At 58.8% G+C, this 13057-nt stretch carries 18 protein-coding genes; 11 read left to right on the plus strand and 7 right to left on the minus strand.

Annotated features, from left to right (window positions below; all coding sequences use genetic code 11):
* Positions 1-57: 57 nt before the first annotated feature.
* On the plus strand, positions 58-636 hold the full coding sequence (locus IF204_RS19585) for a hypothetical protein (RefSeq protein WP_194098737.1): 579 nt from the start codon (positions 58-60) through the stop codon (positions 634-636).
* A gap of 270 nt (positions 637-906) precedes the next feature.
* Here IF204_RS19585 and IF204_RS19590 read toward each other — a convergent pair whose 3' ends face one another.
* From IF204_RS19590 to IF204_RS19620, 7 genes are all read right to left on the minus strand, one after another.
* Positions 907-1140 carry a helix-turn-helix transcriptional regulator gene (locus IF204_RS19590; protein ID WP_322743316.1) on the minus strand — a complete coding sequence of 78 codons (234 nt, stop codon included), beginning with the start codon at positions 1138-1140 and terminating at the stop codon, positions 907-909.
* Between the two features lie 460 nt (positions 1141-1600).
* Positions 1601-1912 (minus strand): SpoIIAA family protein, encoded by a 312-nt coding sequence (locus IF204_RS19595; protein WP_007803481.1) that lies wholly within the window; start codon positions 1910-1912, stop codon positions 1601-1603.
* On the minus strand, positions 1884-2849 hold the full coding sequence (locus tag IF204_RS19600) for a cation diffusion facilitator family transporter (protein ID WP_194098738.1): 966 nt from the start codon (positions 2847-2849) through the stop codon (positions 1884-1886). The genes IF204_RS19595 and IF204_RS19600 overlap by 29 nt, the downstream gene beginning before the upstream one ends.
* Complete coding sequence (locus IF204_RS19605; RefSeq protein WP_008282972.1) at positions 2839-3609, minus strand: transglutaminase-like domain-containing protein; 771 nt, start codon at positions 3607-3609, stop codon at positions 2839-2841. Before IF204_RS19605 ends, IF204_RS19600 begins: the two co-directional genes overlap by 11 nt.
* A gap of 93 nt (positions 3610-3702) precedes the next feature.
* Positions 3703-4437 (minus strand): cytochrome c biogenesis CcdA family protein, encoded by a 735-nt coding sequence (locus tag IF204_RS19610; protein ID WP_008282973.1) that lies wholly within the window; start codon positions 4435-4437, stop codon positions 3703-3705.
* A gap of 78 nt (positions 4438-4515) precedes the next feature.
* A complete protein-coding gene (locus IF204_RS19615; protein ID WP_043872274.1) occupies positions 4516-4842 on the minus strand; it encodes a YnfA family protein in 327 nt (108 codons plus the stop codon).
* Position 4843: 1 nt separating this feature from the next.
* Entirely contained in the window at positions 4844-5272 is a 429-nt protein-coding gene (locus IF204_RS19620; RefSeq protein WP_037239845.1) for a MerR family transcriptional regulator, read from the minus strand.
* Positions 5273-5485: 213 nt separating this feature from the next.
* Between IF204_RS19620 and IF204_RS19625 the strand changes: the two genes are divergently transcribed.
* The 10 genes from IF204_RS19625 to lnt are packed head-to-tail and all read left to right on the plus strand — an operon-like array spanning position 5486 to position 12941.
* Complete coding sequence (locus IF204_RS19625; protein ID WP_194098753.1) at positions 5486-6052, plus strand: SCO family protein; 567 nt, start codon at positions 5486-5488, stop codon at positions 6050-6052.
* A 5-nt stretch (positions 6053-6057) separates the two neighbouring features.
* On the plus strand, positions 6058-6480 hold the full coding sequence (locus tag IF204_RS19630; RefSeq protein WP_009820114.1) for a disulfide bond formation protein B: 423 nt from the start codon (positions 6058-6060) through the stop codon (positions 6478-6480).
* Positions 6477-7136: a DsbA family protein gene (locus tag IF204_RS19635; RefSeq protein ID WP_009820115.1), complete on the plus strand. Its 660-nt coding sequence runs from the start codon at positions 6477-6479 to the stop codon at positions 7134-7136. Before IF204_RS19630 ends, IF204_RS19635 begins: the two co-directional genes overlap by 4 nt.
* Positions 7137-7164: 28 nt before the next feature.
* Entirely contained in the window at positions 7165-7632 is a 468-nt protein-coding gene (locus IF204_RS19640) for a copper chaperone PCu(A)C (RefSeq protein WP_040652268.1), read from the plus strand.
* Positions 7632-8258, plus strand: a complete 627-nt coding sequence (locus IF204_RS19645) for an SCO family protein (RefSeq protein WP_043872276.1) — start codon at positions 7632-7634, stop codon at positions 8256-8258. Before IF204_RS19640 ends, IF204_RS19645 begins: the two co-directional genes overlap by 1 nt.
* Positions 8255-9628, plus strand: coding sequence for a M23 family metallopeptidase (locus IF204_RS19650; protein ID WP_194098739.1), 1374 nt, complete (start codon positions 8255-8257; stop codon positions 9626-9628). The genes IF204_RS19645 and IF204_RS19650 overlap by 4 nt, the downstream gene beginning before the upstream one ends.
* 3 nt (positions 9629-9631) lie before the next feature.
* Positions 9632-10090: a DUF411 domain-containing protein gene (locus IF204_RS19655; RefSeq protein WP_009820119.1), complete on the plus strand. Its 459-nt coding sequence runs from the start codon at positions 9632-9634 to the stop codon at positions 10088-10090.
* A 22-nt stretch (positions 10091-10112) separates the two neighbouring features.
* Positions 10113-10898, plus strand: coding sequence for a ZIP family metal transporter (locus tag IF204_RS19660; protein ID WP_040652270.1), 786 nt, complete (start codon positions 10113-10115; stop codon positions 10896-10898).
* Positions 10879-11373, plus strand: coding sequence for a signal peptidase II (gene lspA, locus IF204_RS19665; protein ID WP_009820121.1), 495 nt, complete (start codon positions 10879-10881; stop codon positions 11371-11373). Before IF204_RS19660 ends, lspA begins: the two co-directional genes overlap by 20 nt.
* Positions 11370-12941 carry an apolipoprotein N-acyltransferase gene (gene lnt / locus IF204_RS19670; RefSeq protein ID WP_194098740.1) on the plus strand — a complete coding sequence of 524 codons (1572 nt, stop codon included), beginning with the start codon at positions 11370-11372 and terminating at the stop codon, positions 12939-12941. Before lspA ends, lnt begins: the two co-directional genes overlap by 4 nt.
* Positions 12942-13057: the final 116 nt, after the last annotated feature.

A 13057-nucleotide genomic window follows, 5' to 3' on the forward strand; every position in this document is an offset into this window, starting at 1 on the left:
TATTGCAGGAAAATACATATTGCAAGATAGTTGCCGCAACTTTTGCGGGAGAGCGACATGAGACGACAGGTGATGGCAGCGGCGATGGGGGTATTGGCGGTGTTTGGCGCCCCGGAAAAGGCGCAGGCCTATGACATCGACTGCGCCATCATGCTCTGTATGGCAGGTGGTTTCCCCCCGAGCGCTGTCTGCGCGCGGGCCTATCGCACCATGATCCGCCGCATCACGCCCTGGCCAAGCCTGCCGCCCTTCGGGGTCTGCACCTTTGCCCATGTGCCGGTCGAGCTGGGCGGACCCGGCGGCGAGGGCGAGCTCGACACCAATCTGCCGGAGTATGAATGGCTGAACCGCACTCATGTGATCTGGTTCACCGGGCGCTCCTACGAGCCGCGCGACGAGCCGCGTCAATGGGACTGGTCGATCCGCTCCTGCGATCGCGAGAACCGAAGCTGCCGCTACATCCAGCGGGTCTACGGTTCCTACACGCCTTGGCCCGCGACATTCATCTCGGAAAGTGGACAGGAGATCGCCTATCCGTCGGGCGGAGGCTTATGGCACTTTTATGCCCGCAGCATCATGGTCGAGTTTGGTGACTTTGAGGGCAACATGGGCCATTCGGAGTGGTTCTCCTACTAATCGTGGCTGTCCGGCAGCTTGAGTGAAACTGTCCGTACTACGACAAGCGTAGGGTCGTAACTGCATGGGTCCACAAACTGGCGGCGGCTCACGCTTCCATCATCCCAGCGGTAGTCGGTAAACACATGGGTTTCGTTCGTTCCGTCGATGATAAACCCTTCCTGGAAAGGCCAGCCTGTCTTTCTCTTCGCCATGTACCCGCGCTACTCGTACAGTTCTTGCCGTTTTGCCTTTTGAAATTGCGGCGGGATCAAAGCCTCAGGAAGCGGATTAACGCCTCGCAAAAAGCTCTTCGGGATCGACATTGAGCGCCTTGGCGATGCGTTCGAGAAGGTCGAGGGAGGCCGCAAATTTCGAGTTCTCGAGCCTGCCCATGTGACCGCGGCTTACGTTGGCCTGATGAGCAAGCGCTTCCTGGCTGAGGCCGCGGGCGCGTCTCAATTCCTGGATGTTCAGTGCTACACGGTCCCGCAGTCTCATGCCTTTGAGACGGACACGGCGCACGAAATATCGCCACGCGATATATGTTACATTCAAAGTTGGGGGTGCGGAAAAGTCGAAAATCGGTGCTTAGAGATAAAGGACCAAATTGCATGTAGTTCCAGGAGCCTAATGTTAGAAATGCTACTATAGCGCGTATAAAGTGCCGTCAATACACCATGGCACGAAATGGCGTCAGTTACGCATAATGAAGTTTATGTTAACCAACTGGCGCCCTGAGCCGCTAAAACATTACGATTTGATAATGCCCCGGCAAGGGCAGTGCCACCGTACCAAAGTTACTCCTTTGCGAAAGGAGCGACCATGTTCAGAACTTTCGGATTGCTCTTGGGTCTCGCAACTGCTGTAGTTCTTTTGTTTATGGTTTCGAACAGATGCTGTCTTCTGCGAAGGCATCTGATTGAAAGCTACTCTACCTTTCACTTGCCCAGGCGATTGCCGCCTTCATTTCCGCCGGGTCGAACTAACGGAGTTCTGCCGTGGTCAGCACGTCGGCGAACCTGGTTCCCCACTCCAACAAAGCCCCTTCGCCCACCACAGCGACGCGGCGGAAGTCATTCCTATGGGCTGTGTCGATTTTCAGATCTTCGAGCAGAGCGGACGGCCCATCGTAGCCTTCGAACCTCGTGAGATCGAGAACCAGGCCGGGCTTACTTGTCTCTTGCAGGCGCTCATGAAGCAGGGCGTGCATCCGTTTCAGGTCGCTTTCGCTGAGCTTGCCCTCGCAGGCGAGGCCAATCGTGTCGTCATGAGCTGTCAGTGTCTCGGTGAACATGGTTTTCCTCCTCTTTTTCCGGTTTGCCGTGACCGTAAAGGTCAGCGTTTTCGTGTGCGCGGTCTTCGTGTTCGAACTCCAGGCTGGAATGGGCGATGTTGAAGTCCTCCTTCAGCCGGTCCTTGATCGCTGCCTTGATCTTTTCGATTTTACCCCAGCCGCCCGCTGTCAGCACCACGTGGCAGTCCAGCGCCGCCTTGTGCTCCTCCATCTGCCACAGATGCACGTGGTGAACGTCCGCTACACCATCGACGCTCCGCAGCGCCTCAACGACGGCTGCATTGTCGATGTCGGGTGGGCTGCCGAGCATCAGGGTTCTGATCGGACCGCCAATCTCAGTGAAAGCCAGATAGAGGATGTAAAGGGCAATGCCGATGGTGATTGCGGGATCGACCCATCGCATGTCGTAGAGGATGATCAGGGACCCTCCAATGATGACTGCCACAGAGGCCAAAGCGTCCGACAGGTTGTGCAGGAAAAGCGCACGGATGTTCACACTGCCTTTCTGCATCGAATAGGTGAGCAGCGCCGTCAACGTGTCGACGACGAGTGCCACACCGCCCAGGATCACCACCGTCCAACCAGCGACCTCGGGCGGGTCGATCATCCGCATGCCACCCTCATAGATCAGGTAGAAACCGATCAGGATCAGGGTCGTGTAGTTGATGAGTGCCGCGACGATTTCAATCCGACCATAGCCGAATGTCATGCGTTCATCGGCGGGTCGTCTGGCGATTTTGCGCGCAACGAACGCGATCACCAGTGACGCCATGTCCGAAAAATTGTGTAGGGCATCTGCGATCAGCGCCAGGCTGCCGGAAAGGATGCCGCCAACGATCTGCGCGACGGTCAGAAGCCCGTTGGCCCAGATTGCGATGGAGACCCTACGATCACCTGATTCAGGATCAATGTGGGTATGGCCATGATCATGCGGCACGGTTGTTCTCCTCATGGCTGTGGTTCGGTCGACTGAGACCAGGGACCTTTGGCAACATTCCACGACGGATGCGGCGAACCCGGGCATTCATCCAGTGACGGATGACGTGGCGATAGAGAAAGTCACGCGCAAATCCGAAGTTCTGACTATATTTCAAATAAAAGTCATCGGGCGCATCAAAGGTTCCAAAATCACGAACGATACCGGTTTTCTGAATATAAGTGCTGCCGCCGTTCCAACTGACTGGTGGCGCACTCAGGCAATCCGTTCCAGCGCCGTAGCCGCAAAGGCTTTCTGTTTCGCTGAATTCCTTCTGAAGCGACTGCAGGAAGGGGGCGTCCAGAATGAAGCCTTCGAGATTGATCCAGCCCTCTTCTGTTTCGACTTCGACCCACGAGTGCAGAATTTCGGACGGTGCGAGGGGGTAGACCAATTCGGGCACCACGCCACGCTGCAGGGCCTTGTGGATGGTGAAGCCGTGCAGTCGGCAGCGGATGCCTACGCTGCGCAGCAGTGCCATGAGAAGCGTCCCTTTCGTGTTGCACTGCCCGTAGCCGTCGGTCAGCACCGCAGAGGCGGGAATGTCGTCGACGCGGTTGTAGCCGAACGCAATCACGTTCCGGACAAAGTCATAAACCGCGCCAATCCGGTCGACACGGGCAAGGTCATGCCAGCCACGATCTCGTACCAGGTTCGAGATTGAGGGCGAGTCAAAATCCAGCAGTCTTGTTGCGGTTAAATAGGAATCGGTGGGTGCCACAGGGTCTCTCCTCGAATCGTTCACGAGGAGTCTTAATCTCTACAGTGACTAGAGAGACAAGCCTTTTCTCAAATGTTACTTTCGATCACAGCTCTATCCGATAGTGCCAAGGGCCGGGAAGGTTTCGAGCAGCCAGAAGGCAAGGCGGCTGATCTGACCTGTCATCACGCCGATACCCATCAGCACCATCAGTCCGCCCGATATACGATAGAGCCATCGACCAGCCGCACCGATCCGCTTTAGCCTGCCTGCAATCTCGTTGGTGAAGAGCGCTATGATTAGAAACGGCAGTCCAAGCCCTGCGGAGTAGATTGCCAGCAAGGCCATCCCGTCCGCTCCAGATGTCGCGCTTACTGCCAGGATCGACCCAAGCACAGGGCCTATGCAGGGCGTCCAGCCAAAGGCAAAGGCAAGACCCAAAAGGTAGGCTCCAACGGCGCTGCCGCCGTCAACTTTTACGTCGGGCCTCGTGTCACGCATCATTGCGGGGATCTTGATCGCGCCCATCATGACAAGTCCGAACAAGACGATCAAGAAGCCACCCGCAAGCCCGAGTTCGTATTTCCAGCGCAAGAGCATCCCGCCCAAAAGACTTGCCCCGGCCCCGAGCGCCACGAAGACTGTCGAAAACCCGAGCACGAACCACAAACTCAGGACCACGCTGCGCGCCCGTTCGGCAATGCTGCGCGCCGCCCCGGATTTCGCGGCGGGCTGTCCCGCGATGTAAGAGACGTAGCCAGGTGCAAGAGGCAAGACGCAAGGCGACAGAAAGGATATAGCGCCACCCAGAAAAGCCGCGACGATTCCAACACCTGAGATTTCGAACATTCAATTCCTGCCTTGCTTTAGCCTGTGAAACGCGCACCGTTGTAAAAGCTAAAGCTACTGTAGGAGCAATGCCGTTTTTTACGCTCCGCGGGGTGCCGCGAGGATGATAGCGGCACCCAACAAGCATACAGCGGTGCCGAGCAGATCCCACCTGTCCGGCCGGTGCCCTTCGGCGAGCCACATCCAGAGAATGGACGCGGCAATATAGATCCCACCATAGGCCGCAAAGGCGCGTCCCGCAGCCACAGTGTCGACCTGAGCCAGAAGCCAGCCGAACGCCACCAGCGCCGCTACACCGGGGACAAGCCAAAGAGGGGACGCGCCAAGACGCCACCATGCCCAGATGGCAAAGCATCCGGCGATCTCAGCCAAGGCCGCGAGCGGATAGACGAGCACTGCGGTCATCTCAGGCGCCGATCTCGTCGTGGTCCGTCAGGCACTCGGAATGGTCGCGCAACACCTCCAGCACACGGCAATCGGCCGTGTGCCCGCCGCTGCATTCATGCACCATCCTCTGCAATTCTGTCCGAAGGGCTTCAAGTCGGGCCATACGTTGCTCAACCTGCTTAAGTTGCCTGCGAGCGATGGCATCGGCCTCCGCGCAAGACTTGTCCGGATGATCGCTCAGATCGAGAAGCTCACGGATCGCGTCCAGCGAGAACCCGAGTTGCCGCGCATGCCGGACGAAAGACAAACGGTCAAGCTCACTATCTCCATAGCGCCGCTGACCGCCAGCCGATCGCCCGGGCTCGGGCAAGAGTCCGATCTGCTCGTAATAGCGGATCGTCTGCACCTTCGTCCCGGTCTTTTTTGCCAAAGTGCCGATTGTCAGCATATCATCTCTCCAGACTATCTACAGCCCGTGTAGCTTTAAGCGTTTTTTTGCACAAGTTCCGCTTGGCATCTCACAGGTCAGTGAACATCGCTCTTCCATCCATAATAAGTCTTGAACCTACAGTAGCTAGAGGGTGTAAACGCGCTGAAAATATAGAATCAAATTCGGGCGGAGCGCGTGAAGCTTTCAAATCTTCAGAAAGTACTATGGGTTTTGGCGGGCGCGGCGGCGTTCGTTTTCATCTGGCTGCTAATGTGGGCGGACTACCGCGCCGACATTGCCCAAGCCGAGACCGAACCACCTTTCTTTGCGCAGTTCGAACTCACGGATCATCGCGGCATGGTCCAAACAGACGAAGATTTCGCAGGGCGCTGGATGCTGGTCTTCTTTGGTTTCACCAATTGCCCCGACGTCTGTCCAACAACACTGTCCGAAGTCGCGGCCGTGATGGAGGGCTTGGGCGACGAGGCGGCAAAGGTCCAGCCGATCTTTATAACGATTGATCCGGAGCGGGATACGCCGACAGCACTTGCCGGGTATGTGCCCCTGTTCGACGCTGGGATCATCGGGCTGACCGGCACGCCGGAGCAGATCGCCGCAACATCCGAGACCTTCCCAATTTTCTTTGAGAGGATCGAGGAGGCCACCGCGCCGGGTGGATACACAATGGGGCACACATCGCACCTGTTTCTTTTTGATCCGCGGGCGGGCTTCGCCAATTCCTGGCCCTACGGCACACCCGCCGAAGAGATCCTTGCGGATCTGAGAAAGAGGATCTGATTGCCATGACCCGCCTTTCCGGAGAAGCGGCCCTTGTTCTTGCTTGGATCATTGCGCTTATCGCATCGCTTGCCGTGCTCTTTATTGGCGAGGTGCTTGGTCAAACGCCTTGCGTCCTTTGCTGGTTCCAGCGCGCCTTCATGTTCCCCCTGGCTATCGTTCTTGGGCTCGGGCTGTGGTGGCAGGATCCCCGCGTGGGGCGCTATGGCGTTGCGCTAGCGCTTGGGGGGGCGGCAGTGGCGTTGTATCACATCGGCCTCTATGTCGGGCTGATCCCCGAGGCGATCCAGCCCTGCACGGCGACCGGCCCCTCTTGTACCGACGACAACCAGGTGGTCTTCGGCATTCCGATTCCGCTGTTGGCGCTTGTCGCCTTCACGATGATCGGGATGCTGTCGGCCCTTTCACTGAAGGAAAAACAAACATGAATCGACGCGGCCTCGTTCTATCCGTTCTGGCTGTTGGCGCCGCAGGTTTTGGCGGCGCGGCCTGGTATGCCACCCGCCCCCAACCCATGGCAGAGGCAGTCCCTGTCGCGCCCGAAGTGAACGATGTGCTGATCCGGCCCTATTCCCCGATCCTCGGCCCCGAAACGGCACCTGTCACGATTGTCGAGTTTTTCGATCCAGCTTGCGAGGCATGCCGCGCATTCTATCCCGTGGTCAAAGAGATCATGGCTGAGCACGGTGATGCGATCCGTGTCGTAATTCGATACACCGCGTTTCACGGGGACGCTTCGGTGGAAGCGATCCGTGTTCTCGAAGCTGCGCGGATGCAGGATGTGTTCGAACCCGTGCTGGAAGCGGTCCTGCGCGAGCAGCCGCGATGGGCGTCCCATGGCACTCCGGCACCGGGTTTGATCCTTGAGATTGCCGCAAGCGGTGGTCTGGATGTCGAAGCTGCTCGGACACAGATGCTGGCCCCCGGTGTCGTGGCGGTGCTCAATCAGGACCGCGCTGATGTCGAAGCGGTAGGCGTGCGACAAACGCCCACGTTCTTCGTCAACGCCAAGCCATTAGACCCGTTCGGTGAGGCCGAACTGCGGCGACTGGTGGCTGCGGAAGTTGCGGCCAGCCAAAGTTGATGCTCGGCCAGATACAGGAGAATTCTTCATGACAAAACGATCTTACATCAATGGTTTGCCCCTTGTCTTGCTACTCTCGGGCATGTCGACTCCGGCATTTGCCGGTTCGGAGGATGTGGTCGTCGAAAACGCGTGGTCCCGTGCTTCAATCGGGGTCAACCGCCCTGGTGCGGCCTATATGACTGTGCGCAACACCGGTGAAGACACGGTCACGCTGACCGGGCTTACAACACCACTGGCCGTGATGCCCCAGATCCATGAGACGAAAACCAACGCCGACGGCGTCAGTTCTATGGCGCCTGCTGACGAAATCACGATTGAACCGGGCCAAAGCGTAGCATTGGAACCGGGAGGGCTGCACGCCATGCTCATGAAGCTGCAAAACCCGATGATCGAAGGCGAGACCTTCCCACTGACACTGACGTTCTCGGACGGTGGTGAAGTGACTGTTGAGGTCCCAATTCTGGGGATCGCCGCGCGCGGGCCGGAGAGCTGATGCAGCGTCGACATGTGGTCCAATACGGTGCAGCCGGTGTAGGCGCTGTCGCTCTGATGCTCGGCGTCGGTTGGTGGCGGGTGGATGGTCCCGGTGCACCAAAACCGGCCGGCCAAAGGCCTCTCCCCCTGTCGGCGATGGATTTCCGACTGACCGATCACGAAGGCAATGAAGTGGGCCCGGAAACCCTGATCGGACGCCCGACCATGGTGTTTTTCGGGTTCACCTACTGCCCGGATGTCTGCCCCACGACGTTATCGGATATCTCAGGTTGGCTTGAAGATCTCGGGGACGACGCCGCGCGGATGAACGTGGTCTTCATCACAGTCGATCCGGAGCGGGACACGGTCGAGGCCATGGCCGAATATGTCGGCTATTTTCATCCGGCTATTCGCGGCTGGACTGGGCCGGCAAACCAGGTTGCCCGCGCTGCAGAAGGATTTCGTGCCTCGTATGAGCGCGTCCCGACCGAAGGCGGCGACTATACAATGAACCATACGGCAAGCGTATTCCTGTTCGATGCCAAGGGTGAACTCGTCACCATGATTGACTATCACGAGCCAAGAGAATTCGCAGTGCCGAAGATCCGGCGTGCACTGACAGAAGACGTAGAGGGGGCAACATGAAGATTAGAATTGTTTTGGCGAGCGCTGTGGTCGCAGGCGCTTTTTCGCTGACCGCCATCGCCATTTCTGGCGTTCTTTCTAAAGAGCCAGTGCCTCCTGCGATTGCTGAAGCGACCCTCTGGACTCCCGATCCGCTCTCGATGCCTCAGATCGCCGACTACGATGTGACACCGCCCGCTGCATTTCACGCCGACAATGCTAGCCCAATGCGACCTCTGCCGCTCTTGCAATCTGTCTTCGCAGAAACCGCCTTGCCCGAGATTGAACCGCCTTTGATCACTTGGTCGCGTGAGATCGCGTCGGGCGAGACGCTGGATGCGGTCCTGGCGAACGCGGGTATCGCTGCGCCTGCGCGTGCCGAAATCGCGCTCGCGCTTGGTGCAGAATATGACCTGCGCCGATTGCGCCCGGGCCATGAGATCACTGTGATCTCAAAGGTGGACGGAAATCCGAGCCGCGTGGAACTGGCAGTTGACGATGGGGTGCGGATCGAAACGGTCTTTGGTCAAGAACTTGTCACACGCGTGTTGGAGCCAGACCCTGAAATGGTGACGTTCGCGGGCGAGGCAGTGATCGAAAGCTCTGTCTTCGCGGCGTTGGACAAAGCAGGCATCCCTGCTCGTTTTGCGGTCGACATGGCGCAGATGCTGGGCGGCACAGTAGATTTTCGACGCGAACTTTCCGGTGGCGAGACGATGCGTATTCTTTGGCGCGAAGCCCGCGACGGAAACGAGAGGATCGGTCAGCCCGAACTTGCCTTTGCCACACTGGACCTTGGTGAAACGGTCTACGAGATCGTCTGGCCGGATGACGGCAGCGGTGAAGCAACGATCTATGTCGATGGAGAGGTCCTGCGTTTTTTTGCCCAACCGGTGGAAGGAGCGCGGCTGAGTTCCGTCTTTGGCCGTCGCACACACCCGGTCTATGGGAATGTGCGCATGCACACCGGGGTCGACTTTGCTGCGGCCCGCGGTACGCCGGTGAAAGCGACAGCACCCGGACGCGTGAGCTTCATCGGACGTCGTGGTGGATATGGCCGGGTGGTGGAGATAGCGCATGGATCCGACACCCTGACACGATACGCACATCTCAGCGAGGTGCCGGACACACTCGAACAAGGGCAGCGCGTTTTGGCCGGAGACATGATCGGTCGCGTCGGTGCGACCGGCACCGCGACCGGCCCAAATCTCCATTATGAGGTTCTAGTCGATGGTCGCCCGACCGATCCTCTCTCAGACGACAGACTGGCAGAGGCGGCCGAGCGGGATGCGGATGACACGGCTGCACTTGAGCGATTGGCTGAGGCACGCTCGCTACTGGCCGAGAGGCTCACCAGCGAATTTGTGCAAACAACAACCGAAAGGCTTTAATCCATGAAACGACTGGCTCCCGCCCTTGCAGTCACGCTGGCCTTGTTTCCCGCAGCGCAAGCGGTCGCCGATGCGATCCAGATTGATGTCCGGAAGACAAACGGCTGCGGCTGTTGTCTGTCCTGGATGAAGCACCTCGAGGAAAGCGGATTCGCGCCGACAGGCGAGGACATGTTCGGGGGATCTCTTGTGCGCTTCAAACTCGACAATGGCGTGCCTCAGCGCATGGTCTCCTGCCATACGGCTTTGGTCGACGGCTACGTGATCGAAGGACATGTACCGGCATCAGACATTCAGCGTTTGTTGGATGAGCGTCCAGATGCAGTGGGGTTGGCGGTGCCCGGAATGCCCTATGGATCGCCGGGCATGGGACCGGAAGACGATCGAGAGGCTTATGAGGTCTTCCTGATCCGCGGCGATGGATCGACCGAGATCTTTAGCAGTTATTCGGCCGCTGACTGACGTATCGACGAGACCTCAACGCTTGGAACCCCTCTCCCCAATTACCCTTGGCTTTCTAGGAAGTCTGGCCGCCGGATCGCTGACAGCGGTCGGGGCGATCCCCGTTCTTTTCGGGCGCATCCCATCCCGGGCTACACGCGATCTGCTACTTGGCTTTGCAGCGGGTGTCATGCTCGCTGCATCGTTTTTCTCGCTGATCATCCCGGCTCTCGATGCAGCCGAAGGACAGTTCGACAACGGTGCTCTCCCGGCGGCCATCGTTTGTGTTGCTATCTTGCTTGGCATGGGCGCGGTCGCTCTGATGAACGAACGGCTGCCGCATGAGCATTTCAAGTCGGGGCGGGAAGGCCCTGACTCTGCTTCGCTGCGCCGCGTCTGGCTCTTCATCATCGCGATCACGATCCACAATTTCCCCGAAGGACTCGCCGTTGGTGTCGGGTTCGGGGCTGACGGTCTTTCTGGTGGCTTGCCGCTTGCGATTGGCATTGGGCTGCAAAACGCTCCCGAGGGTCTCGCCGTAGCGGTCTCATTGCTTGGTGAGGGATATTCCAGGCGCCGTGCGTGGGGCATTGCCGCCCTGACAGGTCTTGTCGAGCCGGTAGGCGGGCTTCTTGGGGCTGGGATCATCAGCATCTCGCAGCCGCTGTTGCCATGGGGCCTCGCCTTCGCCGCCGGGGCGATGCTCTACGTCATCAGCCACGAAATCATTCCCGAAACCCACCGTTCTGGCCATCAAAACAGGGCGACACTCGGTCTCGCGGTTGGCCTGGTGATCATGTTGTTCCTCGATGTATGGCTGGGAGGATGAGATGAAACAGTCCCATTTCCAAGGTTTCTTTGCGGCTGGAACTGCTTTTCTTGTCGATCAGGTGACAAAAGCAATTGTCGTCGCCAATGCGGCAGATTTGAGCGCCGGAGTTCCGGTCTTTCCCGGTTTCAATCTCATCTACCTGCGCAACGATGGCGTGACATTTGGATTACTTGGTGGAGCGCCATGGTGGAGCCTTACAGTGTTGGCCCTCGCGGTCTGCGGCTGGTTGACTGTCATGTTATTGCGCACTGACAACCGGGCCGAGGCTATCGCCTATGGTGCGATTATCGGTGGCGCGCTCGGCAACGTCCTCGACCGCATCCGGTTTCGGGGTGTGACGGACTTCCTCGATTTCTATGTCGGATCCACGCATTGGCCCGCCTTCAACATGGCGGATGTTTTCGTGGTCAGTGGCGTGGGCCTACTGCTCATAGCCCCTTGGTTGAGCGCCAAGTTGAAAACTGGCACATGATGGCGGGCTTGCGACCACTGACGGGTCGTGGCCGTTACATTCCCCTGCGATCAGGGATTAGCTTTGCAGCGGGCGGTTTAACGGTTTTAACCCTTCCACCATTCTCATGGCTGATCGTTGTTCCGGTCGCCTTCTCAGCACTCTTTCTCGTCCTCCGGCAGGTTTCGACAGCGCCCGCCTTCTTCATCGGCTGGGTCTTCGGAATGGGCCAGTTCGGGTTTGGAGTTTCCTGGATCGCCGAGAGCTTCTACGTCGATGCCGAACGTTTCGGTGCCCTTGCGATCCCGGCAGTCGCGGGACTGTCCGCCGGACTGGCCATATTCCCAGCGATTGCGGCGATGTTATTTGCCACCATCATGCAGCGCCGTGCTGTCGGCGGCATTACGGCAGGTCTTCTGCTTGCAACCTGCTGGGTTGCCGCAGAATGGCTGCGCGGTCATGTCCTGACGGGGTTTCCCTGGAACCTTGCCGCTTATGCTCTTGTCGAACATGCCGCCCTGCGCCAACCGGCCGCCTGGGTCGGAAGCTATGGGCTAAGCTTTCTCACGGTCTTTATCGGGCTGTTGCCCGGTGTGTTGATTGTGGCGGCACCAAACAGACGCGCGCCTGTTCTCGTGCTCTTCGCCGTTGCTGTGGCGGGTTTCTGGGTTGGCGGTGCGCTTCGGTCAGGGCAGGACGTGCCGCCGACAGACGTTGCTTTGCGCATCGTCCAAGGCAATGTGCCACAAGTCGAGAAGTGGGTACCGGGCAGCCGCCAGCGAACCTTGGAAAAATACCTGGGCTTGTCCGCGCAACCCGGACGTTTCGATTTGCTGCTTTGGCCGGAAACGGCCTTCCCCGGCTTTCTGGACGAAGATGCTGCGGCACGCGCGCGGATATCTGCAGCTTTGCCAGACGGCAGGATCCTACTGACAGGTGCGCCTGACCGAGTGGAGGGCGATGGGGGAACCAGATATTTCAACACGGTTCAGGCCTATGACGGCAGCGGCGAGGTTCTGACGGGGTATGCAAAACATCATCTTGTTCCGTTCGGGGAATATGTGCCCCTGAAAGGCTGGCTGCCCATCGAGCGGCTGACCGAAGGGTTGGGCGATTTCACGCCGGGACCAGGGCCGCGCACGCTGGCGATCCCTGGCGCGCCTCTGGTCGCGGTGGCGATCTGTTACGAGATCATCTTTCCGGGCCACGTGGTCGATGACCTTTTCCGCCCCGACTGGATATTCAACGCCACAAATGATGCCTGGTTCGGAACCAGCATCGGACCCGAGCAGCACCTCGCCTCCGCGCGGATGCGCGCGGTCGAGGAGGGACTTCCCGTGGTCCGGGCGGCCAACACTGGGATATCCGCGATCATCGACGCCAATGGAAATGTCGTCGCGCGTCTTGATACCGGGGAAACAGGCACCATTGATGCCGGCCTGCCGGGCGCGCGTACTCCAACGCCCTATGCGCGGTTCGGCGACTGGACCTTGTTGGTTCTTGTTTTTGGGTGCTGGGTCTTCGGCTGGCTGGCCAGTTTGCTCGGACGAGATCCCGATGCGCGGCATTTTGGAACGGAGGTATCCTGATGCTTGTGATCGTGAGCGCTATCGGAGGCGCGATCTGGGGTGGCTATCTGGCACGACGGAGGAGGGGGAATCACCTGGATATCCTCCAATATGCGGTAGCGTCTGCGATCGCCTTC

It is taken from the genome of Marivivens aquimaris (assembly GCF_015220045.1).
Lineage (GTDB): Bacteria > Pseudomonadota > Alphaproteobacteria > Rhodobacterales > Rhodobacteraceae > Marivivens > Marivivens aquimaris.

Excerpts from the sequence above, each read along its gene's own strand:
- IF204_RS19630 (WP_009820114.1), top strand. The coding sequence starts at position 6,058 with ATGACCCGCCTTTCCGGAGAAGCGGCCCTTGTTCTTGCTTGGATCATT.
- IF204_RS19635 (WP_009820115.1), top strand. The coding sequence starts at position 6,477 with ATGAATCGACGCGGCCTCGTTCTATCCGTTCTGGCTGTTGGCGCCGCA.
- IF204_RS19610 (WP_008282973.1), bottom strand. The coding sequence starts at position 4,437 with ATGTTCGAAATCTCAGGTGTTGGAATCGTCGCGGCTTTTCTGGGTGGC.
- IF204_RS19585 (WP_194098737.1), top strand. The coding sequence starts at position 58 with ATGAGACGACAGGTGATGGCAGCGGCGATGGGGGTATTGGCGGTGTTT.
- lspA (WP_009820121.1), top strand. The coding sequence starts at position 10,879 with ATGTATGGCTGGGAGGATGAGATGAAACAGTCCCATTTCCAAGGTTTC.
- IF204_RS19640 (WP_040652268.1), top strand. The coding sequence starts at position 7,165 with ATGACAAAACGATCTTACATCAATGGTTTGCCCCTTGTCTTGCTACTC.
- IF204_RS19655 (WP_009820119.1), top strand. The coding sequence starts at position 9,632 with ATGAAACGACTGGCTCCCGCCCTTGCAGTCACGCTGGCCTTGTTTCCC.
- IF204_RS19595 (WP_007803481.1), bottom strand. The coding sequence starts at position 1,912 with ATGTTCACCGAGACACTGACAGCTCATGACGACACGATTGGCCTCGCC.
- IF204_RS19645 (WP_043872276.1), top strand. The coding sequence starts at position 7,632 with ATGCAGCGTCGACATGTGGTCCAATACGGTGCAGCCGGTGTAGGCGCT.
- lnt (WP_194098740.1), top strand. The coding sequence starts at position 11,370 with ATGATGGCGGGCTTGCGACCACTGACGGGTCGTGGCCGTTACATTCCC.
- IF204_RS19620 (WP_037239845.1), bottom strand. The coding sequence starts at position 5,272 with ATGCTGACAATCGGCACTTTGGCAAAAAAGACCGGGACGAAGGTGCAG.
- IF204_RS19615 (WP_043872274.1), bottom strand. The coding sequence starts at position 4,842 with ATGACCGCAGTGCTCGTCTATCCGCTCGCGGCCTTGGCTGAGATCGCC.
- IF204_RS19650 (WP_194098739.1), top strand. The coding sequence starts at position 8,255 with ATGAAGATTAGAATTGTTTTGGCGAGCGCTGTGGTCGCAGGCGCTTTT.